The sequence below is a fragment of the Falsiroseomonas sp. genome (genome assembly GCF_041690465.1).
In the GTDB taxonomy this organism is placed as follows: Bacteria; Pseudomonadota; Alphaproteobacteria; order Acetobacterales; family Acetobacteraceae; genus Falsiroseomonas.
This window is the reverse complement of record NZ_JAWLHG010000009.1, coordinates 106561-128870: the sequence shown is the minus strand read 5'-3', so window position 1 is coordinate 128870 and position 22310 is coordinate 106561. Positions and strand designations below refer to the sequence as shown.

The following is a 22310-nucleotide window of genomic DNA, read 5'->3' as shown; positions in this document are numbered from 1 at the left end:
CGGGACGAGGGAAAGACCAGCATGGCCGAGTTCGAGACCGATGCGCTGCTGCAAGGCATCCGCGCCTGGGTAGAGCACGAGACGCCGACGGATGCGCCGGAGGCGATCTCCGCCCTGATGGCGAAGATCGCCCTGGAGGCCGAAGGCTTCGGCGCCCGGACGCAGCGGATCCCCGGCCGCGACGGCTTCGGCGACCACCTGGTAGTCCGCAGCCCCTGGGGCGCGGCGCACGAGGAAGGCATCCTGGTGATGTCGCATCTCGACACGGTGCACCCAATGGGCTCGCTAAAACGCATGCCGTTCCGCGTGGAGGACGGCGCCGCCCACGGCCCCGGCATCTACGACATGAAGGGCGGTGCCTTCCTCGCCTTCTCCGCGCTGCGGGCGCTGATCGAGGAAGGGCGGAACGTGGCGCTGCCCGTGACGCATCTCTTCACCTCGGACGAGGAAGTCGGCAGCCCGACCAGCGTGGCGCTGATACGCGAACTGGCCTCGCGTGCGAAATACGTGCTGGTGACGGAGCCGGCGCGGGAGGGCGGGAAGATCGTCACGGCGCGCAAGGGGGCCGCGCGATTCGAGGTTCATGTGAAGGGCCGCCCCGCTCATTCCGGCAGCCGCCACCAGGACGGACGCAGCGCGATCGAGGAGCTGGCGCGGCAGATTCTCGTGCTGCATTCCTTCACCGACTACAGCCGCGGCATCACCGTGAATGTCGGGAAGATCAGCGGCGGGACGCGCGCCAATGTGGTGGCGGAGGAGGCGCATGCGCTGGTGGACATGCGCGTGCCGAGCCCGGCCATCGCCGAGGAGATGGTGGCGAAGGTGCTGGGCCTGACGCCGGTCGGGCCGGACGTGACGATCACCGTCACCGGCGGCCTCAATCGCCCGCCCTATGAGAAGCTGCCGGGCATCGCCGCGCTGTTCGAGCATGCGAAGGGTGTGGCCGCCGAGATCGGCTTCGAGCTGCAGGACCTGAAGACCGGCGGGGGTAGCGACGGCAACTTCACCGCCGACCTCGCGCCGACGCTCGACGGGCTCGGCGTGGACGGCAAGGGCGGCCACACCGACTACGAGCAGCTCTACATCGCGTCGCTGGTGCCGCGTGCGAAGCTGCTGCGGCGGCTGATGGAGACGCTGGAGTAGCGCTCAGTCCAGCAGCCGCGTCGCTTCCCGCATCGCCGCCACGTAGCGGTTCTGTCCGCGCATCAGCTGCGTCTTCGCGAAGCCGAGCATCGCACCTTCGTAGCGCGACAGCTCCGCCGCCACGGCCAGGCCCGGCAGCGGCGGTGCGGTGAAGGCAGGGTCGTGCGCGAAGCGCGGCGTACGGGTGAAGTTGATCGGCACCAGGATGCGCGCCAGCTGCCTTGCCAGCTCGTTGGCGCGCGCAGCCGGCAATCGGCCGGCCGCCGCATCCGCCTGCATCCGCGCAATTGCGCCGCGGAAAGCGGCGGTCGCCTCGCGCGCCGGCGAAAGGTCGGCATGGTCGCCCGCGGCCCTGCCGTAGCGTTCGACCGTCGCCGCGAACTCGTCCGCCGTGGCCACCCAGTCAAAGGGCAGAAGTTCCGCATTCGCCACTCGCAGCAAGGAGAGCAGGTAGATACGGATATCGCGGAGGAGGTTGTCCTTGTCGGCAATTTCCAGCTGGTCGTTCTCGGTGTGCCAGGCGATGTTTCCGCCGCAGCCGGAGACGTCGTAGTAGCCCTTCTCCTTCCGGAGGTCGTCGGCCATGGTCGAGCTCAGCATGTAGAAGCTGCTGATGCCGATGTTGTTGAAGGAGTAGTCGCCGGCCTGGTTCGGCCGCTTGGTCCTGAATACCGCGTCCGGCACGATGTCCTTGATCGCGCCTTCCACAAGCTTCGCCGTCTCACTCATCGTCGTGGTGGCGTGGAAGGAATTGGCCCAGCGGCAGCCCGGGCTGTCGCAGTTCACCTGCGCCACGCAATGCTCGTCGAGCTCGAGCGCGAAGGCATCGGCGAACCAGGCGCTGCCGGCATAGCGGCCGGTGGAGTGGCCCGGCCACCAGGCGATGCGCACGCCGCGCTTCAATCCGGCGCGGTTCGCCCAAAGCACGCACGCGATCTCCAGCATTGTCGCGTCGCCGGTGGCGTTGTCGCCGACGCCGACATCCCAGCTGTCGTAGTGACCGTGCAGCAGCACGAAGTCCGGCTCCGCGCCAGGGATGTCCACCACCGGGATTTTCTGCGGGAAGAAGCCTTCCTGCATCTCGGTGCGGATCGTCGCCTCGCCGCCGCTGCGCGCCAGCGCCATCAGCGCCTCGCCAGTCGCCTTGTTCACCGCCACCACAGGGATCTTCGGCTTGCGCGGCAGGTCGTCGAGATCCGGCGTGCCCCAGATGGTGGTGCAGGTGCCCCAATGGATGTCCACGCCCGGGTTGCAGGCGATCAGCCCGGCACCGCCCCACTCCTCCACCAGCGAGCTCAATGCCGGGTTGCCGAACCCTTCGGTCACCACGATCCGGCCGGAGACCCTGGCGCGCGCCTCCTCCTCCGAGGCGATGGTACCGCCGAACAACTCCTGCACGTCCCGCGAGTAGGAGCGCAGCGCCTTCAGGTTTGCCGGCAGGTAGACAAGCGGCGCCGCGCGCCCGCCGGGCACGGAGAGCGACATCGATGGCGGCTTGGCGCGATGCACGACGCCGCCCGCCTCCACGGAGGCCGAGAGCGGGATGGAAAGATAGATCTCCGGCTGATGCACCGCCACCGGCACACCGAGGCGGCCGAGCCGCTCGACGATGGCATCCGCCCCGCGGTTCACATCCTCCGGTCGCCAGCGCGGCGTGCGGGAGAAATGCTCCACCAGCTCCCACGGCGCGTCCGGGGCCACGGCGTCGAGCAGGCGTCGTTCCTGATCGGTGATCACGGCAGGTCCCTCCCCCAGGGCGGTCGCAGGTCTGGCGCACAGGCTGTCATTCAACGGTCCGGACGAAAAGACGAAAAGTGCCGACGCTGCTAAAGCCGGTTGCATTCGCCAACACTTTCGCCAAACTGCACCGACAGGGAGAAAAGGCCGGCGTCTTGAGGCGAGGCCACGCGGCGCTGGCATCCATCTGGGCAGCGGGAGCGGAACCATGCATCGTCGTCAGTTGGTTCAGGCGGGCGCGGCGGCGGTGACCGCCACCGGCCTCGGGATTCGCGCCGCTGCGGCGCAGCAGGCGGGTGACCCAATCCGCAAGCTCGTCCTTCTCAGCCGACCGCAATCGAACAACCCGCAAGCGTATCAGGCGGCTGAAATCATGGTCCAGGAATGGCGGAAGCTCGGCCTGGAGATCGAGCTGCGCCCGCTGCCGCGCCAGCAGCAGTCGGAGGTGGTGTGGAACCGCCGGCAGGACTGGGACATGACCATGTGGCAGATGGTCGGCAGGCCGGAACGCAGCGACCCGGACGAGCTGGTCTTCAACCTGTTCCACTCCAGCACGGCTCCCACCGGCTTCAACTTCGTTGGCTGGACCGACCAGGAATACGACCGCATCGCCGAGGCGCAGCGCGCGGAAACCGACCGGGACCGTCGCCGTGCCCTGATCCACCAAGCGCAGGAGCGTGTGAACGCAGCCCAGCCCTACCTCTTCCTCGTCCACCCGCTGCAGGTGCATGCTTTCAACAAGACGCAGCTGAAGGAGGGCACGCTGGTCTCCCAGGCCGGCCTCGGTCTGAGGAATATCTGGACCTATCTCGGCGTGGAGCCGGTCGGCAACCGCCGTGACCTGGTTCTGAATGCCTCGGAGCCGCTGCAGGCGATCCACCCGCTATGGATCAGCGGCGCGACCGATTCCTGGGTGACCGAGCTGGTGTGGGATCGGCTGATGCGGATTGGCCCCGATGGCCTGCCGCGCCCCTGGGCGGCGGAGAGCGTCACCTATGCGAATCCCACCACCATCGACGTGACCATCCGCCAGGGCATGCAGTTCCACGACGGCGCCCCGGTCACCGTGGAGGACTGCATCTTCAGCCTGCAGGCACCGGCAACCGGCCGTGAAGCGCCGATGTATCGCCCCTTCGTCCTGAATATCGCCAATGTCGAGAAGACCGGCGAGCGCAGCTTCCGGGTCGCGCTCAACCGCGCCGATGCGGGCTTCCTCACCTCCTGCTTCGCCAAGCTCAACATCATCCCGAAGGCCTTCTGGGAGCCGGTGCTGCGCGACTATGAGAACCGCCCTGAGAATATCGAGCGCTTCGTGGTGGAACGCCCGATCGGCTCAGGTCCGTTCAAGGTCACGCGTGCCCGCCTGAACGAGGAGGTGGTGCTGGAGAAGAACGCCCAGCACTGGTCGCCGCCGAAGATCGATCGCTGGATCCTGCGCATCGTGCAGAATGTCGAGGCGACGCTCGGGATGCTGAACCGCGGCGAGATCAACTTTCTCGCTGACTACACCGGCGATGCCGACTTGGTGAAGCAGCTCACCCAGCGCAACCGAAACATCGTGATGTCCGAGGCAGTGGATGTCGGATTCCAGTTCCTCGGCTGGAACCATCGCCGCCCGCCCTTCAACGACCCAGCCTTCCGCCGCGCCCTGTCGGCCGCGGTGAACCGCGAGCTGATGGCCGGCGCCGCCTGGAACGGCTATGCGGAGCCCGCGAACAGCCACGTCTCCCCCGCGCTGCCCTTCTGGCACCGCGAGGGTATCGTCGAGATGCTGCCGACCGGCCTTGAGACTGCGCAACGGATCCTGCAGGAGGCCGGCTACCGCGTCGTGAACGGGCGGCTGCACTATCCCGCGGGCGTGCGCGAGCAGACGACGCCGAACTGAAGCGGCACGGCCAGGCGCGTGGGATATCTCGGGCAGCGGCTGGTCCAGGCGGCCTTCGTCCTCTGGGTGGTGGCGACGCTGTGCTTCCTGATGTTCCGGCTGATGCCGGGCGACCCCACGCTCAACTACATCGATACGTCGATGACAGAGGAGCAGCGGCAGTCCATGCTGGTCGCCTTCGGTCTCGACCAGCCGCTGCACGTGCAGTACCTGATCTACCTGCGCAACCTGCTGCAGGGTGAGCTGGGATCGAGCTTCCTGCAGGGCCGGCCGGTGCTGGAGCTGGTGCTTGAGGCGCTGCCCAACACGCTGGTCCTCACCCTGTCGGCCCTGCTCGTCGCCTACGCCTTCGGCGTGGTCGCCGGCGCCTTCCTGGCCTGGAAGCGCGGCAGCGTGGCGGAAGGCATCGCCATCCCGCTGGTGCTGGCCACGCGCGCCGCGCCGGAATTCTGGCTCGGCATGATCCTGCTGACGATCTTCGCCTTCGGCTATGGCTGGTTCCCCTCCGGCGGCGCAGCGAGCGCCGGCGCCGAATACGGCTCGGAGATCGAGCGTTTCCTCAGCCTCGACTTCCTGCATCACCTGGCGCTGCCGGCGATCGCGCTGGCCGTCTATCTGCAGGGCCTGCCGCTGCTGTTGATGCGTTCCACCATGCTGGAGGTGATGCAGGACGAGTTCGTCACCATGGCCCGCATGAAGGGCCTTTCGGAATGGACCATCGTGATCCGCCACGCGGCGCGTAACGCACTGTTGCCGGTGGCCACCGCCTTCGCGCTTGGCGTCGGCGGCTCGGTCGGCGGCAATGTGGTGATCGAGACGGTGTTCTCCTGGCCCGGGCTCGGGCGCACACTGGTCACGGCGGTGCAGGGGTCGGACTATCCGCTGGCGCAGGGCGCCTTCCTGATCATCGCCGCGGTGCTGGTGCTGATGAACCTGATCGCCGACCTGCTCTATGGCTGGCTCGATCCGCGGGTGTCGCATGGACGCAAGGGCTGACGAACGCATCGGCTTGCCAGTGGCGCCGACGCTCGGTTGGCGTGGCGCGCTGCGCCCTGTGGCACGCGTCGCCGGCATTGCCGCGCGCGACCGCTTCGCCCTGGTCGGCACGCTGATCTACCTGGCGCTGGTGCTGACCGCGATCTTCGCGGACCAGATCGCGACGCACGACCCGGGCGAGATCCTCTACACTGGCCGCTACCGCATCGCCCGCAACCTGCCGCCCTCCTGGGACCACCTGCTGGGCACGACGCATGGCGGCCGCGATATCTTCTCGCAGCTGGTCCATGGCACACGCAGCGCGGTCATCGTCGGACTCTCCGCCGCCGTCTGCGTTGCGGCGATCGGCACGCTGCTCGGCCTCGTCTCGGGCTACTTCCGGGGCTGGGTGGACACCATCGTCATGCGCCTTGCCGATGTGGTGCTCGGCCTGCCCTTCCTGCCCTTCGTCATCGTTCTCGCCGCACTGACCCGGCCCGGCACCGGCACCATCGTCTTCGCGGTCGCGGTGCTGCTCTGGCCGAACACCGCGCGCGTGATCCGCAGTCAGGTGCTGACGGTGCGTGAACGTAGCTTCGTCGAGGCCGCGCGCATCACCGGCTGCTCGACGGCACGCATCCTCTTCGTGCATGTCGCACCCTCAATCCTGCCGCTTTCCTTCCTCTACGGCTCGATCGCAGTGGGCTGGGCGATCCTGACAGAGGCCTCCGCCTCCTTCCTCGGCTTCGGCGATCCCACGGTGATCTCCTGGGGCGGCATGCTGCAGGATGCCTATGCCAACCAGGCGATGGGCCGCGGTGCCTACTACTGGTTCATCCCGCCCGGAATCTGCATTGTCCTGGTCGTGCTCGCCGGCTTCTTCATAAGCCGCGGCTACGAGGAGATCCTGTTCCCCCGGCTGCGGTCCTGAGCCATGGAGCCGCTGCTCGACATCCGTGATCTAACCGTGTCCTACCGCACGCCGCAGGGGCCGGTGCGCGCGGTGGATGCAGCCAGCTTCGCCGTGCCGCGCGGCGAGGTGGTCGGGCTGGTCGGCGAGTCCGGCTGCGGCAAGACCACCGTCGCGCGTGCCGTGATGGGCGTGGTGCCGCGCAGCGCGGAGATCCTCGGCGGCCCCGTGCTGTTCGAGGGCCGCGACCTGATCCGCCTTTCGGAGCGCGAGCGGCGCGCGTTGCGCTGGCGCGAGATGGCCTTCATCCCGCAGACGGCGATGAGCGCGCTCGATCCCGTCTATCGCGTTGGCCGCCAGATCGAGGAGGTGCTGGTGGAGCGCGGCGGCCGCAGCCGCACCGTGGCCCGCGCCCGCGCCGCGGAGCTCTTCGGGCTGGTCGGCATCGATGCGCGTCGGCTGGACGACTATCCGCACCAGTTCTCCGGCGGGATGAAGCAGCGCGCCTCCATTGCCATCGCGCTGGCGCTGGAGCCGAAGCTGGTGCTAGCCGACGAGCCAGTGACCGCGCTCGACGTCATCGTGCAGCGCCAGGTGCTCGACGTGCTGAAGGCGTTGCAGGCGCGGATGCACCTTTCCGTTGTGCTGGTTACGCACGACATCAGTGTCGTCGCCTATGCCTGCGACCGGGTGGTGGTGATGTATGCCGGCCGCGTCGTCGAGACCGGTCGCGTCGCCGAGGTGCTGGAGCGCCCGCGCCACCCCTACACGATGGGCCTCACCAACGCCTTCCCCGACCTCGAGAGCGCCGCTGGCGAGTTGGTGCCGATCGAAGGCAGCCCGCCCTCGCTGCTCGACCCGCCACGCGGCTGCCGGTTCGCCCCGCGCTGCCCCTTCGCGCAGCCGCGCTGCACCGCGTCGGAGCCGCCGCTGCTGACCGATGGAGAAGACCACGCCGCCGCCTGCTGGCGCGCGGAGGAGGCGCCGGCGCTGCGCATACAGGCTGCGGAGGCCGCGACATGGCGCCGCTAGACGGCACGGTCCTGGTCGAAGCGAGCAACCTCGCGCGACACTTCGCCGTGCCGCGCAGCCTGGCCGATGCGCTGGCCGGCCGCCGGCCGATGGTGCGCGCGGTGGACGGCGTCTCGCTACGCCTCGCGCCGCGCGAGACGGCGGCAATCGTCGGCGAGTCCGGCTGCGGCAAGACCACCACCGCCCGCCTGCTGCTGCGCCTGCTGGAGCCGAGCGCCGGCAGCATTACCTTCCGCGGCCAGGACATCGCGCAGCTCGATCGCGAGGGGATGCGCGGCTTCCGCCGCCAGGCGCAGCTGGTGTTCCAGAACCCCTTCGACGCCCTCAACCCGCGCCTGACCATCCGCGACAGCCTGGTGGAGCCGCTGCGCAATATGCGCATCCCGCGCGCCGAGTGGGATGACCGCGTCGCGCTGGCGATGCGCCGGGTCCGGCTCGGCGCGGCCGAGGGCTACCTGCCGCGTTTCCCGCACGAGCTCTCGGGCGGGCAGCTGCAGCGCGTGGTGCTGGCCCGCGCGCTCATCCTGGAGCCGAGCTTCCTGGTCGCCGACGAGCCCGTCTCGATGCTGGATGTCTCGGTCCGGGCCGGCATCCTCAACCTGATGCGGGAGGCGCGCGAGACGCTCGGCGTCGCGGCGCTCTACATCAGCCACGACCTGGCGCTGGTGCGCTATGTCTGTGACCGCACGCTGGTGATGTATCTCGGCCGCATCGTGGAGGAGGGGCCAACAGAGGAGGTGGTGCGCCACCCGCGCCACCCCTACACGCGCGCGCTGGTCCGCGCCGTGCCGCTGCCGCGCGTGGATCAGCCGCGCGATCCGCTGCCGATCAAGGGCAATGTCCCGGATGCGCGCACGCCGCCTTCCGGCTGCCGCTTCCGGGACCGCTGCCCGGTCGCCGTGCCGCGCTGCGCCGAGGAGGATCCGCCGCTGCGGCCGGTCGGCGACGGTGTGCTGGCCGCCTGCCATCTGGCCTGAACGCCGTCAGGCTTCCTGCGCCGCCAGCGCGAAATGCCGACCGGGAACCGAGGCCAGCAATGCCTGCGTGTAGGCATGCTGCGGGCTGTTGAACACCGCGCCGATCGGGCCGTGCTCCACCACCTCGCCATCCTTCATCACCGCGACAAGATCGCAGACCTGTGCGGCGACGCGGAGATCGTGGGTGATGAACACAATGGACAGGCCGAGCCGCTCCCGCAGCTCCGCCAGTAGTCGCAGCACCTGCGCCTGCACCGAGACGTCGAGGGCAGACACCGGCTCATCCGCCACCAGCACCTCCGGCTCCAGCGCCAACGCGCGTGCCAGGCCGATGCGCTGGCGCTGCCCGCCACTGAATTCGTGCGGGAAGCGGTCGGTGGAGGCGGGGTCTAGGCCGACCAGCGCGAACAGCTCCTTCGCCCGCGCCATGGCGGCGGCCGGGTTCGCGCCGTGCACGATCGGCCCCTGCGCCACCAGCTCGCCCGCGCGGCGGCGCGGGTTGAGCGAGCCGAAGGGGTCCTGGAACACCATCTGCACCCGCCGCGCCGCCGCGCGCATCTCCCGCCGGCGCAGGCCGAGCAGGTCCTTCCCGCCCAGCCGGATGGCGCCGCCGTCGGGCTCGATCAGCCGCACGATGCAGCGCGCGAGCGTCGACTTCCCGGAGCCCGACTCCCCCACCACGCCGAGCGTCGCACCCCGCGGCAAGGTCAGCGAGACGCCGCGCACCGCATGCGTCACGCGGCTGCCACGGCCGAGGAAGCCGCCGGTGCGGTAGGTCTTGCGCACATCCTCCATCACGAGGATCGGCTCCGCCGCGATGGGACGTGGTGGCGGTGCGGCGAGTGGCGGCACCGCGGCGACGAGGGCGCGCGTGTAGGGATGCGCCGGCGCGTTCAGCACCTTCTCCGCCGGCCCCTGCTCCACCACCAGGCCATGCTGCATCACCGCCACGCGGTCCGCGATTTCCGCCACCACGCCGAAATCATGGGTGATGAACAGCACGGCGGTGCCCTTGCGGCGCTGGAGCTCACGGATCAGGTGCAGGATCTGCGCCTGGGTGGTCACGTCCAGCGCCGTCGTCGGCTCGTCGGCGATCAGCACCCTGGGATCGAGCGCCAGCGCCATGGCGATCATCGCGCGCTGGCGCTGGCCGCCGGACAGCTCGTGCGGATAGGCGCGCGCCGCCTGCGCCGGATCGGGAATCCGCACCTCTTCCAGCAGCGCGAGCGTGCGGGCGGCGACTTCCCGTGCGGGCACGCCGCCATGGATGCGGAACATCTCGCCGATCTGGTCGCCAACGGTGTGCAGCGGGTTCAGCGCCGTCATCGGCTCCTGGAACACCATGGCGATGCCGGCACCACGGATCGCCCGCATGGTGCGCTCATCAACCGTGGCGAGGTCACGACCCTCGAAGCGGATCGCGCCCCCCTCGATGCGCACGCCGTGCGGCAGCAGGCGCATGATGGCGCTGGCCGTCATGGACTTGCCGGAGCCCGATTCGCCGACCACGCAGAGGATCTCGTTGGCATTCAGGGTGAGCGAGACATCCTTCAGCGCATGCGGCCGGTCGGCGCCCTTCGGCAGCGCGACGGTCAGGCCCTCCAGCGTCAGCACCGCGCTCATCGGCCGCGCAGCCTGGGGTTCAGCGCGTCGTTCAGCCCCTGCCCGACCAGCGACACCGCCAGCACAGTGACGAGGATCGCGACACCCGGGATGGCGGAGACGTACCATTGCGCGCGCAGCACGTCGCGCCCCAGCCCGATCAGGTTGCCCCAGGAGGCGACGTTCGGATCGGACAGGCGCAGGAAGGCCAGCGCGCTCTCCAGCAGGATCGCCACCGCCATGACGACCGAGGCATAGACGATCACCGGCGGCAGCGCGTTGGGCAGCACCTCGCGGAAGATGATCCGCCCGTCGCCCATCCCCAGCGTGCGGCATGCCTGGACGAACTCCCTGTTGCGCAGGCTGAGGAATTCCGCCCGGGTCAGCCGCGCCGGCGCAGGCCAGGAGACGGCGCCGATGGCGACGGTGACGGTCATGATGTCGGAGCCGAAGACGGCGACGAAGACGAGCAGCAGCAGGAAATTGGGCAGCGTCTGGAAGGCCTCGGTGACACGCATCAGCACGTCGTCCACCCAGCCGCCATGATAGCCGGCCAGCGCGCCCACCACGATGCCGACCGCGATGGCGATGGAGGTGGCGACCACCCCGATCAGCAGCGAGATCCGCGCGCCGTGGAAGATCTGCGCCGCGATGTCGCGCCCGGAATTGTCGGTTCCCAGCGGAAAGCGCGGGCTTGCGCCTGGCCATTGCAGCGGCCGCCCGGCGAGCGAGAGCGGATCGCGCGGGAAGAACCAGTCGGCGGTCAAAGCCATGCCGATCACCGCCAGCAGCAGAAGCAGCCCGAGGATCGCAGAAGGGCTGCGCAGATAGGCGAAAAGGGTCCGCCTCACTGGCCCGCCCCGATCCGCGGATCCAGCCGCGCATAGAGCAGGTCCACCAGAAAGTTCACGCTGATCACCAGGATGGCGGAGACGAAGACGATGCCGAGCAGCGTGTTGAGATCCCGCTGCACCACGGATTCATAGGCAAGCCGCCCGAGCCCCGGCAGGGAGAAGACGCTCTCCACCACCACCGATCCGCCGAGCATGGTGCCGGCCTGCAGCCCGACCAGGGTCACCATCGGCAGCAGTGCGTTGCGCAGCACGTGACGCACCACCACCCGCGTCTCGTCCAGCCCCTTGGCGCGCGCGGTGCGCACGAAATCGAGGCTCAGCACCTCCAGCATGGAGGCACGCATGATGCGCAGGTAGATCGCCAGGAAGATCAGCCCGAGGGTCAGCGTCGGCAGCACAAGGTGCTTCGCGATGTCGAGCGCGCGGCGCAGACCCGTATAGCCGGCGCCGATCTCCTCGAAGCCGCCGGCCGGCAGCCATTCCAGGTGTACGGCAAACAGCACGATCGCCATCAGCCCGAACCAGAAGGAAGGTGTCGCATAGAAGACCAGGCCGAGCGTGGAGATCAGCGTGTCCGGCCAGCCATTCACCCGCCGCGCCGCCAGCACGCCCAGCACCAGCCCGACGAAGAAGGCGAAGGAAAGCGCCGCCGTCATCAGCAGCAGCGTCGCCGGCAGCCGTTCCAGGATCACCGTCGAAACCGGCTTGCCGTAGATCGACGAGAAGCCAAGGTCGAGCCGCACCAGGCGCCAGAGGTAATTGCCGAGCTGCGCCGGGACCGAGAGATCGAGCCCATAGAAGGCGCGCAGCTCCGCCGCGACGCGTGCATCGCCGCCGCCGCCCGTCTGCGCGATCAGCGCATCCACCGTGTCACCCGGCGCAAGCTGCAGCAGCAGGAACATGCCGACCAGGATGATCAGCAGCGTAGGTAGGGAGGCGGCTAGCCGCCTTCCTGCCAGCGCAAGAACCCGCATCGGATCACTCAGCGAGCCAGAGATCGTGCCAGGAGGACGACGCCCAGCGCGGGTTGTTGGCATAGTTGCGCAGTCGCTTGTTGAACACCGAGACGAAGATCTGCTCGATGGGCATCCACAGCGGCAGCTCGGTGTTCACGCGGCGAACGAAGTCTGCGTAGAGGGCCTTGCGCTTCGCGGGGTCGAGCTCGGTCTGCGCAGCATCGATGATCCGGTCGGTCTCCGGGTCCTCCCAGCCCCACTGGTTGGTCCAGGGCGCACCCTTCGGCTGGCCGGAGCGGTACCAGACGGTCGTCGAGACCGCGGGATCGCTGCGGTACTGGTGCCAGCCGGTCGCAAGGTCGAAGTTCCAGTCGTTGTAGACGGTGCGCAGGAAACCCGCTGCATCCAGCCGCACGACCTCCACGCGGATTCCGACCTCCTGCAGCGACTGCTGGATGAAGGTGGACCACAGCGCGATGTCCTCGCCCCAGGGTGCCGGGTGCAGGCGCAGGTTGAAGCGCACCCCGCCCGCCCCGCGGCGGTGGCCGGCCTCGTCCAGCAGCGCGTTCGCCTTGCGCCGGTCGAACGCATATTGCGGCATGTCGGCGCCTGGATAGTAGTCGGTCGAGACGGAGGGGATCGGGCCGGTACCGCGCTTGGCGAAGTCGCCGAGGAAGTTCTCGATGAAGAACGGCACGTCGATCGCGTGCGCTATGGCCCGGCGCACGCGGATGTCGGCCAGGAGCGGGTTGCGGAAGTTGAACTCCAGCGTGTTGGTGCGGGCATTCCCCTCGTTGCCGCGCGTCGTCACTTCGAAGCGGGGGTCGTCGCCCAGGCGCTGGAAATCCGCGATCGCCAGCGAGGAATAGGGCGCGAACAGGATCTGCCCCGCCTCCATCTGCGCCGCCGCCGCCGACCGGTCGCCCACGACGCGCCAGACGATGCGGTCGAGATAGGGGAAATTGTTGCGCCAGTAGTTCGGGTTGCGCTCGGCGATGATGAACTGCCCGCGCTCATACTGCATGAACTTGAAGGGACCCGTGCCGACCGGAGCGGTGTTCGCCGGGTTCTGCCGGATGTTGCTGCCTTCATAGACGTGCTTCGCCGAGACATAGCCGAGATCGGTCAGCGCACGCAGAAGCAGGTTCAGTGGCATCGGCCGCTCGTAGCGGAACACTGCCGTGTGCGGATCCGGCGTGTCCACCGCGGTCAGGAACAGCTGCAGCGCAGTGCCGTAGTTCTGGATCTTCTTCCACATCTCCATCGCCGTGAACTGCACGTCGGCGGAGGTGAAGGGCTTGCCGTCGTGCCAGGTCACGCCACGGCGCAGCCTGAAGGTGATGGCCTTGCCATCCGGCGAGCTCTCCCAGCTTTCGGCCAGGCACGGCGTCGGGTTGCCCGCTTCGTCCAGGTCCAGCATCGGCTCCTGGATCTTGCCGCCGACGATATAGACGCCGGTGGAGGCCTGCAGGCTGGGGTTGAGAATGCGTTGCTCGGTGGCGAAATGCACCGTCATCACGCCGCCACGGCGCGGCTGCTCTTGCGCGAAGGTGCGCTGCGGCATCAGCACGCTGGAAGCGAGCGCGGCGGAGGTGGCCAGGGCGGCACGGCGGGTGAGGGTCATGGCGGTGAAGCTCCAGGACGGCCTGTGTTGCGATGCAACATGATGTGCCGGGGGGCGCTCCGTCAACGCGCGCCCCGGAATAAGAAGAACCTGCTCACATGGGCAGGAAGCGGAGCATGATGCCGCTGGCGGCGGTCGCCGGCACGGCAAGCGTTGCGCCGGGCGCGACGCCGAGGCTGCGCGCCGTTGCCTCGGCATCGTGCGTGCCGAGCACCAGCGCAGCCGCACCTTCGGCCGGCAGGCCCTCCAGCGTCACGCCCGGATGGCGCGCGGCCAGCATGGTGCGGTCCAGAAAGACAATGTCGGCGCGTCCGCTGCCCGTCGGCACGCGCTGTGCGCCGTCCGATTCCTGCTCCGCCGCGCGGTCGAGCAGCATGGCCATGTGCGCGGAAGCCCCGGCAGGATCGGCCGTCAGCACCTCGAGCCGCAGGATGCGCGCAGCGCCGTTGGGGTGCGACTGCAGCGCAGGGATCCACACATTCTCGCGCGTCAGATGCTGGCAGGCGAAGATCCGCAGGCCGCCCGGCTTCTCCTCGACAGGCCACTGGAAGACGTTGAAGCGGGCCTCCGCCTGGCCTCCGTCGGGCAGCGTCACCGGCCGACCGAAATGGACCGGGCCGATCGCAGCGATGCCTCGTGCGCGCAGTTCCTCGGCCCCGGCCGCGGCGTCATCGGTGGTGAAGGCGGCGCGCTCCAGCCCTTCCCGTGTCTCCAGGAAGGCGCGCATCGGGGCATTGTGCGGTGTCGGTGTCAGCACGCCCAGGAGTTCGATGTAGTCCTCGCCGAACATCATCGTGTAGTTGCCCGAGCCCATATGCGCGCTGTGCGTGCCGCGCGGCGAGACGGTGAAACCGAGCTTCCGCCAGGCCGCCGCCGCGGCATCCAGATCCCGCACCGAGACGACCACATGGTCGAGCCCGATCACATGCCGCAATGCCATCGCCACCGCCTCCATCGCCTTGTCGGGATAGCAGCGCATGGCGGCGGCGCGCGCAACGTCTCTTGAGCCTCAGCCCGCCCTTGGCTTTGATGCAGTGAGCGAACGCAGCGAGGACGGAATCGCGATGACAAGCACGGGCGTCACCTGGCCGCCCTCCCTCTGGGCCGCGGTGACCCCGCCCGGGCCGGAGCTGCCGGTGCTGCACGGCCCGGAGCAGGCCGAGGTGGTGGTGATCGGCGCCGGCTTCACCGGCCTCTCCACCGCCATCCACCTGCGCGAGGCGGGCGTGCCGGTGATGGTGGTGGAAGCCGCGGAGCCCGGCTGGGGTGCCTCCGGGCGCAACAACGGCCAGGTGATCCCGACGCTCTCAAAGCACGACCCTTCCGCCATTGTCGCGCGGCATGGCGAGGCCGGCGAGCGCTTCGTAGCCGTGCTACGCGACAGCGCCTCGACGCTGTTCGACCTGGTTCGCCGGCACGCGATCCCGGCGGAGGCGGAGCAGACCGGCTGGGTGCAGCCCGTACACACGCCGGGGCGCATGAAGGTCGCGGAGAAGCGCGTCCGCGAATGGGGAGGCCGCGGCGCACCGGTCGAGCTGCTGGACCGCGCGCGGGTGCGCGACATGCTCGGCTCCGAGGCCTGGCATGGCGGCTGGTGGAACCGCAGCGGCGGCCATGTGAACCCGCTCGCGCTGGCCCGCGGCATGGCGCAGACCGCGCTCGCGCTCGGTGCCCGCATCTTCGCCCGCTCACCCGCAGAGCGGATCGAGCATCGCGACGGAAGCTGGGTGGTGACGACGGCCGGCGGCAGCGTGACCGCGCGCGCGCTCGTGCTGGCGACCAACGCCTATACCGGCGCGTTCAGCAGTGAACTCGCACCGGATGTCGCGCGCGAGATGGTGCCGACGCTCTCGTGGCAGCTGGCGACGCAGCCGATCTCGCACAACGTCGCGGCGACGATCATCCCCGGCCGCCAGGCGATGTCCGACACGCATGGCGAGCTGTACTTCTCCCGCTGGGATGCACGCGGCCGGCTCGTCACCGGCGGCGCTCTGGCGCTGCAGATGGACCAGGCGCGGCGCCTGCGGCCGCTCATCGCCGCACGCCTGCAACGGCTCTGGCCGCAGATCGGCGAGATACGCTTCGACCATGTCTGGAGCGGCAATCTCAGCATGACGCCCGACTACTTCCCGCGGCTGCATCGGCTGGGGCCGGACGGCTATGCCTGGGCCGGCTGCAACGGCCGCGCCGTGGCGCTCTCGGTCGCGCTCGGGCGCGAGTTCGCGCGCGCCGTGCAGGGGACGCCCGAGACCGAGCTCGGCCTTCCCTTCACCGAGCCGACGCCGATGCCGCTGCACGGCGTGGCGCGCCGCGTCGCACCGCTGATGCTGATGCTGTATCGCTGGCGTGATGCAAGGGAGGTGGCGTGATGGACGGCGAAAGAGGCGAGGTCCGGCTCGTCGGTCCGGAGGAGGGCGCAAGCTACTGGCAGCCCGTGCCAGCGAACGGCTTCGTACGCTGCATCCTCAGCGGGCGGGAGCTCGGCACCAACTTCTCCATGGGCACCCAGACCGTGGCGCCCGGCTGCATGGTCCGCGAGCACGCGCATGACCGGCACGAGGAGGTGATCCACGTCGTCTCCGGCCACGGTCTCGCACGGCTGGACGGCGAGGACCGCGCCATCGAGCCGGGCTCAACCCTTTACCTCGGCCGCAACCGGCGGCACGCCTTCATCAACCCGGGCCCGCAGCCGCTGACCTTCGTGTGGTTCCTGACCCCCGGCGGACTGGAAGATTTCTTCGCCGCCATCGGGCGCCCCCGCAGCCCAGGCGAGCCCGCACCAGAGGCCTTCCCGCGCCCGGCGGACGTCGCGGAGATCGAGCGCCGCACCGTGTTCGGCTGGGCGGAACAGACCCCGACGCGCTGAGGCCGATCACTCCGCGAAGTGGCAGGCGGCCTGCTGCTTCGGCCAGTCCGCGCGCAGCGGCGGGTCCTGCTCGGCGCACAGCGCCTGCGCACGAGGGCAGCGCGTGCGGAAGCGGCAGCCGGAGGGCATGTTGGTCGGGCTCGGCGGCTCGCCTTCGAGGGCGAAGGTGTCGGTCACGCGGGGGCCGCCGATCTTCGGGATCGCTGCCAGCAGCGACTGCGTATAGGGGTGCCGCGGGTTCTCGAACACCGCCTGCGTCTCGCCGATCTCCACGATGCGGCCGAGATACATGACCGCCACCCGGTCGCAGATCAGCCGCACCACCGACAGATCGTGCGAGATGAAGAGGTAGGTCAGGCCGAAGGCGCGCTGCAGGTCGAGGAACAGGTTCAGGATCGTCGCCTGCACCGAGACGTCCAGGCCCGAGGTCGGCTCGTCCAGGATCACGACGGAGGGCTTAAGCGTGAGAATGCGCGCCAGCCCGACGCGCCGCTGCTGGCCGCCGCTGATCTCGTGCGGATACAGATCGAGATGTGTCTCCGGCAGTCCGACCGCGCGCAGGATCTCGCGCACGCGCCGCTCGCGTTCGTCCTCGGGCAGGCTGGTGTGGACGATCAGCGGCTCATGGAGCGAATTGCGGATGGTCCAGCGCGGATCGAGCGAAGCGCCGGGATCCTGGTAGCAGTACTGCACATGCTCCCGGTATTTGCGGCTCTGATGCGGCTTGAGGCCGACGATGTCGTTGCCCTCGTACACGACGCGGCCGGCAGAGGCGGGATGGATGCCCATCAGCGTCTTGCCGAGCGTGGATTTCCCGCACCCCGATTCCCCGACAATGCCAAGGATCTCGCCGCGCCCGACCTCGAGCGAAACATCGTCCACTGCCCGAAGCCAGCCGATCCGGCGCTTCCACACATTGCGCACCGGGAAGTGCTTGCTGAGGTTCTCGATCCGCAGGATCGGCTCGGCGGGCCTCATACGGCGTTTCCCGTCGCCAGCAGAGGATGGTGGCATCGCACGCTGTGCGCCTCGTCCACCGCGGAAGGCGGCGGGCGCTGCGCCTGGCATGCCTCCGTTGCACGATCGCAGCGCGGATGGAAGCGACACCCGGAGGGTGGATCCACCAGCCGAGGTATCTCGCCGGCGATGCCGCGTATCCCGTTCTCGGATGACGGCAGGCTGTCGAGCAGCTTGCGCGTGTACGGATGCGAAGGCCGCTCGAAGAAGCTGGCGACCGGCGCTTCTTCCACTTCCTGCCCGGCATACATCACGGTGATGCGGTCGCAGATCTCGTAGGCGGTGCCGAGGTCGTGGGTGGTGAAGAGTACCGCCACGCCGCGCTCCCGTGCGAGCTGTTTCAGGATCTTCAGGATCTGCGCCTGCACGGTCACGTCGAGCGCCGTGGTCGGTTCGTCGGCGATCACGAGCTTCGGATCCGGCAGCAGCGCCATGGCAATCATCAAGCGCTGACGCTGGCCGCCGGAGACCTCGTGCGGGTATTTCCGCAGCACGCCCTCCGGATCCGGCAGTTGCACGAGGCGCAGCATTTCGACAACGCGCGCGCGGTCGGCACGCTGCCGCTCGCGGCGCGGCATCTCCGGCTGGGTGCGCAGCAGCGGCGACTTGAAGCGCATCAGGTCGTCGATCTGCGTGCCGATGGTGAAGACCGGATTGAACGCCGTGAAGGGATCCTGCGGAATGTAGGCGATCTCCCGCCCGCGCAGTTCCGTCGCAAGGCGATCCTCGCTCAGTTCGAGCAGATTGCGCCCCTCGAACAGGATCTCGCCACCATCTATGCGTGCGTTGTTGCCCGGCAGGATGCCAAGGATGGCGCGCGCGAGCGTCGTCTTGCCGCAGCCGGATTCGCCGACAAGGCCCATGATCTCACCGCGGCGGATGCCGAAATCCACGCCATCCAGCACGCGTGCGAGGCCGGCATCGGAGGCGAAGGAGACCCGCAACCCGCGAACGGCGATCAGCTCACTTGCCATGCCGGGCCGCCCGCCGAAGCCGTGGATCGAGCACGTCGCGCAGCCCGTCGCCGAGCAGGTTGAATCCCATCACCACCAGGAAGATCGCCAGCCCCGGGAACGCTGCGTACCACCAGGCCATCGGCAGGAATTCCCGCGATTCCGCGATGGTGCGCCCCCATTCCGGCGTCGGCGGTGGCGGGCCGAGGCCAAGGAAGCCGAGCGTCGCCGCCGTGAGGATGGTGCCGCCCATCCCGATCGTGGTGCGCACGATGATCGAGGAGGAGATCGAAGGCAGGATGTGCAGCACCATCACCCGCAGCGGCGAGCAGCCGAGTGCGATTGCCGCTTCCACAAAGGGCTCGTTCTTCATCGAGCGCGTCTCGGCATAGACCAGCCGCGCCCAGAACGGCCAGTAGGTCGCCGACAAGGCCAGGATGACGTTCTCGATGGAAGGACCGAGGGTCTGGGCGATCGCAATCGCCAGGACGATCTGCGGCACGGCGAGGAAGACGTCCGAGAGGCGCATCAGAAGATCGCTGCCGAGGCCCTCGTAATAGCCGGCGATCAGCCCGATCGGCACGCCGATGACGACCGCGACGGTGATCGCGGTAACCGCGATGGTGATGGTGATACGCGCGCCATAGAGCAGGCGCGAATAGATGTCGCTGCCCATCCGGTCGGTGCCGAGCCAGTTCTCCGGACCTGGCGGGCTGAGCCGCCTGGCGGTGTGGAACTCCGTCACATCACCGGGATGCGTCGAGAGAACTGGCGCCAGGATGGCCGCCAGCACCAGCAGCAGGATCAGCCCGAGGCCGACCAGTGCGGCGCGGTCCTCCGCCAGCTTGCGCAGGATGAAGAGCATCAGCGGGTTTCCCGCGGGTCGATCATGCCGTGCAGGATGTCCACCAGCAGGTTCACCACGATGAACATGGCGCCGGCGATCAGGGTGAACCCCATCACGGCGTTGTAGTCCGAGTTGAGGATGGAGTTGACGGCAAACATGCCGAGGCCGGGCCAGTCGAACACCGCCTCCACCACCACCGCGCCGGCGAGGAGGATGCCGAAGATCAGGCCGATCTGCGTCACAGTGCCGATCAGTGCGTTGCGCAGCACGTATTTCCACACCACCAGGCGCCGCGGATAGCCCATCGCCGTCTCATACAGCACGTAGTTCGATTGCAGCGCGTTCAGCACGCCCGCGCGGGTGAAGCGCACGATGGTCGCCGTTGCCGGCAGCGCAAGCGTTGCCACCGGCAGGATCATGTGGCGCAGCGCGTCGAACAGCACCTCCGTGTCCCGCAGGATCAGCGCATCGATGGTGTAGAAGCCGGTGATCTGCTCCGGCCCCCAGCCCTCGATCCGGCCGTGAAGTGGCGTGATGCCGAGGCGCATCGAGAAGAACAGCTGCAGCAGGATCGCGAACCAGAAGCTGGCGATGGCCAGCCCCGCGATCGTCACCACGCGCAGCCCGTGGTCGAGCATCGAGTTGCGGCGAAGTGCGCTGAGAACGCCAAGGGGCACGCCGATGATGCTCGCCACCACCACCGCGGCAAGCGCGAGTTCCAGCGTCGCCGGCAAGCGACTCAGAAGATCCTCGGCGACTGGCCGGCCGGTGTAGATGCTGCGCCCCATCTCCCCGGAGAATATGGATTGGATGTAGCGCCAGAACTGGATGTGCAGCGGCTGGTCGAGCCCGAGCCGCGCGCGGATCTCGGCGATCGTCGCCGGCGATGCGTTCTCCCCGGCGACGAAGGCCGCCGGATCGGCGGGGATGACGTGCGAGATGAAGAATACGATCGCCAGCAGCCCGAGCAGCGTCGGGATGAACCAGGCAAGCCGGTTGACGACCAGGACAAGCGTCTTCACGGGGCGGCGCTCTCCGCCGCCCCGCCTGCAGCCGCAGCCCTCACGTGATGCTGAGCCAGCGCATCTCCTGCCCGTCGCCGATCGGGCAGAACCGCACGCCTTGCACGTTCTTGCGGAACGGGCCGTACCATTTCGTGTTGTGGATGAAGAGCGCGGCCGCATCCTCGCTGGTGATCCGCGCAACCTGCTCGTAGAGCGGCTTGCGTTTCGCCTGGTCGGATTCGGCGAGCGCCCGGGCGAGCAGGCTGTCAACCTCGGGGTTGCTGTAGTAGCTGGCGTTGCCCCCGCGGTGGCGCTCGGTCGCGAGAAGCTCACCCGCCCAGTTGTGCGGGTCCGCGTAGTAGGTGCTGCGCCACAGGAACAGCATGTCGTACATCTGCTCCGGATCGCGCATCTTGTTGGACACCACCGGCCATGGCTCGTTCACCAGCCGGCTCTGGATGCCGGCCCGCGTCAGCCCATTCTGCAGCAGCGCCGCAGCCTGCATGGACTGCTCGTAGCCGATCATGCCGGCCACCGTGATCTCGCGCAGCGGCGCCTGCACCCGCCCAAGGTACCACTTGGCCTTGTCGATATCGAATGTGTAGCCCGCGACATCCGTCGGCGCCCCCCACATCGGATTGGGGATGACGTGCGTGTTGCGGACGACGGAGCCGCTGAGGATGTTGTTGATCCAGCCATCATAGTCGAAGCAGTGGCAGATGGCCTTGCGGAAGTTGATGTCGTTGAAGGGCGGCCGCTTGTGGTGCATCGTGGCATAGAAGAGGCGCGTGGATTCCGCCTCCATGACGTTCATGTTGGGGTCGCCCTGCAGGCGCGTGATCTGGTCCTGCGGCATGTAGGGATCAGTCCCCTGGAAATCGCCACGGATCAGGCCGAGCACACGGCTGTTTACCTCCGCCACGTAGCGGAAGTCGATTTCCTGCAGCCCGGCCGGCCCCTTGAAGTGGCCGTCGAAGCGCTGCGCGAGGAAGCCGCGCGCCGGGTCGAAGCGACGCAGGATGTAGGAGCCGGAGCCCGCGTCGTTGCGCGCGATCCAGCCCTGGCCCCAGTCCCCGTCGCGCTCGTTGCGCTTCAGCAGCGCACTGTTCACCACGTAGATGTCGTGCGTGGTCGCCGCAAAGATCGCCGAGGCCGCCTTAAGGTTGAATTCGACCGTGTGGCGGTCCCGCGCCTTGGTCGAGCCGGGGTCCACCAGGGTCGCGAAGAGCGGGTAGGCTCCCTTCTTCACGGCCAGGATACGCTCCATCGAATACACCACGTCCTCTGCGGTGAGGTCCGTGCCGTCGTGAAACTTGGCGCCCTGGCGCAACTTGAAAACGTACTGCTTGCCGTCTTCGGAGACTGTGAAGCTCTCCGCCAGCCAAGGCTCCAGCTGCGGCGGGTTGCCGAGCCAGCGCATCAGCCCATCATACAGGTTGAGCCGATAGGCCACACGGCCGACATCGAAGGTCGCATGCGGGTCCATGGTGTCGTAGGCGCTGCCGTTCGCGAAGGCGATGCGCCCGCGCGACTGCGCCATGGCGGCGCCCGGCATGCCGAGGGCACCCAGGGCGGCGCCCGCCACTCCCGCACGCAACAGGTTGCGCCGGCCAGCGCCGGCGGCGCTTGCCGCCCTCATTACGTCCTGCATCGCTTCCGCCTCCTTGCCTGCATGCGCCGGAGCGCCGACGCCGTCGTCTCCCGCGCCAATGCTGGCCACCAGCGGCGAGGCACGTCAAGCCGCCGTGTCCAGCCCGCGCATGTTGTCTCGCACGATCGCCTCGGCCGGGTGCCGCGCGGCCCGCTCAACCTATCGCCCGGCCAACTCGCCGGCTTGCGGAGCCGCGACTCGTCAGCGGCATGCGCCGAGCAGCGACCTTGCGGGCCCATGGTGTCGAACGCGCTGGCAGAGGCGATCCGGCCGCGCA

At 68.7% G+C, this 22310-nt stretch carries 19 protein-coding genes; 8 read left to right on the top strand and 11 right to left on the bottom strand.

The window, feature by feature from the left end; genetic code table 11:
- Window positions 1-21 precede the first annotated feature (21 nt).
- Window positions 22-1143, top strand: a complete 1122-nt coding sequence (locus ACESM1_RS11820; protein ID WP_372620286.1) for a M20 family metallopeptidase — start codon at window positions 22-24, stop codon at window positions 1141-1143.
- Between the two features lie 3 nt (window positions 1144-1146).
- Here the strand turns inward: ACESM1_RS11820 and ACESM1_RS11815 are convergent, their stop codons facing one another.
- Window positions 1147-2880 carry a M28 family peptidase gene (locus ACESM1_RS11815; RefSeq protein WP_372620285.1) on the bottom strand — a complete coding sequence of 578 codons (1734 nt, stop codon included), beginning with the start codon at window positions 2878-2880 and terminating at the stop codon, window positions 1147-1149.
- Between the two features lie 373 nt (window positions 2881-3253).
- Here ACESM1_RS11815 and ACESM1_RS11810 point away from each other — a divergent pair, with 373 nt between their 5' ends.
- From ACESM1_RS11810 to ACESM1_RS11790, 5 genes are read left to right on the top strand one after another with little or no spacing between them, the layout of a single operon-like run.
- Window positions 3254-4765 (top strand): ABC transporter substrate-binding protein, encoded by a 1512-nt coding sequence (locus ACESM1_RS11810; protein WP_372620283.1) that lies wholly within the window; start codon window positions 3254-3256, stop codon window positions 4763-4765.
- A gap of 18 nt (window positions 4766-4783) precedes the next feature.
- Window positions 4784-5761 (top strand): ABC transporter permease, encoded by a 978-nt coding sequence (locus tag ACESM1_RS11805; RefSeq protein ID WP_372620282.1) that lies wholly within the window; start codon window positions 4784-4786, stop codon window positions 5759-5761.
- A complete protein-coding gene (locus tag ACESM1_RS11800) occupies window positions 5745-6671 on the top strand; it encodes an ABC transporter permease (RefSeq protein ID WP_372620281.1) in 927 nt (308 codons plus the stop codon). Before ACESM1_RS11805 ends, ACESM1_RS11800 begins: the two co-directional genes overlap by 17 nt.
- Before the next feature lie 3 nt (window positions 6672-6674).
- Window positions 6675-7682: an ABC transporter ATP-binding protein gene (locus ACESM1_RS11795; RefSeq protein ID WP_372620279.1), complete on the top strand. Its 1008-nt coding sequence runs from the start codon at window positions 6675-6677 to the stop codon at window positions 7680-7682.
- Window positions 7670-8659 (top strand): ABC transporter ATP-binding protein, encoded by a 990-nt coding sequence (locus tag ACESM1_RS11790; protein ID WP_372620277.1) that lies wholly within the window; start codon window positions 7670-7672, stop codon window positions 8657-8659. The genes ACESM1_RS11795 and ACESM1_RS11790 overlap by 13 nt, the downstream gene beginning before the upstream one ends.
- Before the next feature lie 6 nt (window positions 8660-8665).
- Here the strand turns inward: ACESM1_RS11790 and ACESM1_RS11785 are convergent, their stop codons facing one another.
- The 5 genes from ACESM1_RS11785 to ACESM1_RS11765 all read right to left on the bottom strand — a co-directional run bounded on the left by ACESM1_RS11785 (window position 8666) and on the right by ACESM1_RS11765 (window position 14674).
- Entirely contained in the window at window positions 8666-10282 is a 1617-nt protein-coding gene (locus tag ACESM1_RS11785; protein WP_372620276.1) for an ABC transporter ATP-binding protein, read from the bottom strand.
- Complete coding sequence (locus ACESM1_RS11780) at window positions 10279-11112, bottom strand: ABC transporter permease (protein WP_372620274.1); 834 nt, start codon at window positions 11110-11112, stop codon at window positions 10279-10281. Before ACESM1_RS11780 ends, ACESM1_RS11785 begins: the two co-directional genes overlap by 4 nt.
- Window positions 11109-12089 carry an ABC transporter permease gene (locus ACESM1_RS11775; protein ID WP_372620273.1) on the bottom strand — a complete coding sequence of 327 codons (981 nt, stop codon included), beginning with the start codon at window positions 12087-12089 and terminating at the stop codon, window positions 11109-11111. Before ACESM1_RS11775 ends, ACESM1_RS11780 begins: the two co-directional genes overlap by 4 nt.
- Before the next feature lie 4 nt (window positions 12090-12093).
- Window positions 12094-13695, bottom strand: coding sequence for an ABC transporter substrate-binding protein (locus tag ACESM1_RS11770; RefSeq protein WP_372620271.1), 1602 nt, complete (start codon window positions 13693-13695; stop codon window positions 12094-12096).
- A gap of 94 nt (window positions 13696-13789) precedes the next feature.
- Complete coding sequence (locus tag ACESM1_RS11765) at window positions 13790-14674, bottom strand: VOC family protein (protein ID WP_372620269.1); 885 nt, start codon at window positions 14672-14674, stop codon at window positions 13790-13792.
- Window positions 14675-14759: 85 nt separating this feature from the next.
- On the opposite strand from ACESM1_RS11765, the gene ACESM1_RS11760 reads away from it, so the two are divergent.
- Window positions 14760-16064: an NAD(P)/FAD-dependent oxidoreductase gene (locus tag ACESM1_RS11760; protein WP_372620268.1), complete on the top strand. Its 1305-nt coding sequence runs from the start codon at window positions 14760-14762 to the stop codon at window positions 16062-16064.
- Window positions 16064-16561: a cupin domain-containing protein gene (locus tag ACESM1_RS11755; protein ID WP_372620266.1), complete on the top strand. Its 498-nt coding sequence runs from the start codon at window positions 16064-16066 to the stop codon at window positions 16559-16561. The genes ACESM1_RS11760 and ACESM1_RS11755 overlap by 1 nt, the downstream gene beginning before the upstream one ends.
- Before the next feature lie 6 nt (window positions 16562-16567).
- On the opposite strand, the gene ACESM1_RS11750 is transcribed toward ACESM1_RS11755, so the two are convergent.
- The 5 genes from ACESM1_RS11750 to ACESM1_RS11730 are packed head-to-tail and all read right to left on the bottom strand — an operon-like array spanning window position 16568 to window position 22033.
- Complete coding sequence (locus tag ACESM1_RS11750; RefSeq protein ID WP_372620264.1) at window positions 16568-17539, bottom strand: ABC transporter ATP-binding protein; 972 nt, start codon at window positions 17537-17539, stop codon at window positions 16568-16570.
- Entirely contained in the window at window positions 17536-18552 is a 1017-nt protein-coding gene (locus ACESM1_RS11745; RefSeq protein ID WP_372620263.1) for an ABC transporter ATP-binding protein, read from the bottom strand. The genes ACESM1_RS11750 and ACESM1_RS11745 overlap by 4 nt, the downstream gene beginning before the upstream one ends.
- Window positions 18542-19396 (bottom strand): ABC transporter permease, encoded by an 855-nt coding sequence (locus tag ACESM1_RS11740; RefSeq protein WP_372620262.1) that lies wholly within the window; start codon window positions 19394-19396, stop codon window positions 18542-18544. Before ACESM1_RS11740 ends, ACESM1_RS11745 begins: the two co-directional genes overlap by 11 nt.
- Complete coding sequence (locus tag ACESM1_RS11735; protein ID WP_372620260.1) at window positions 19396-20400, bottom strand: ABC transporter permease; 1005 nt, start codon at window positions 20398-20400, stop codon at window positions 19396-19398. Before ACESM1_RS11735 ends, ACESM1_RS11740 begins: the two co-directional genes overlap by 1 nt.
- Window positions 20401-20440: 40 nt before the next feature.
- Window positions 20441-22033, bottom strand: coding sequence for an ABC transporter substrate-binding protein (locus ACESM1_RS11730; protein ID WP_372620258.1), 1593 nt, complete (start codon window positions 22031-22033; stop codon window positions 20441-20443).
- Window positions 22034-22310: the final 277 nt, after the last annotated feature.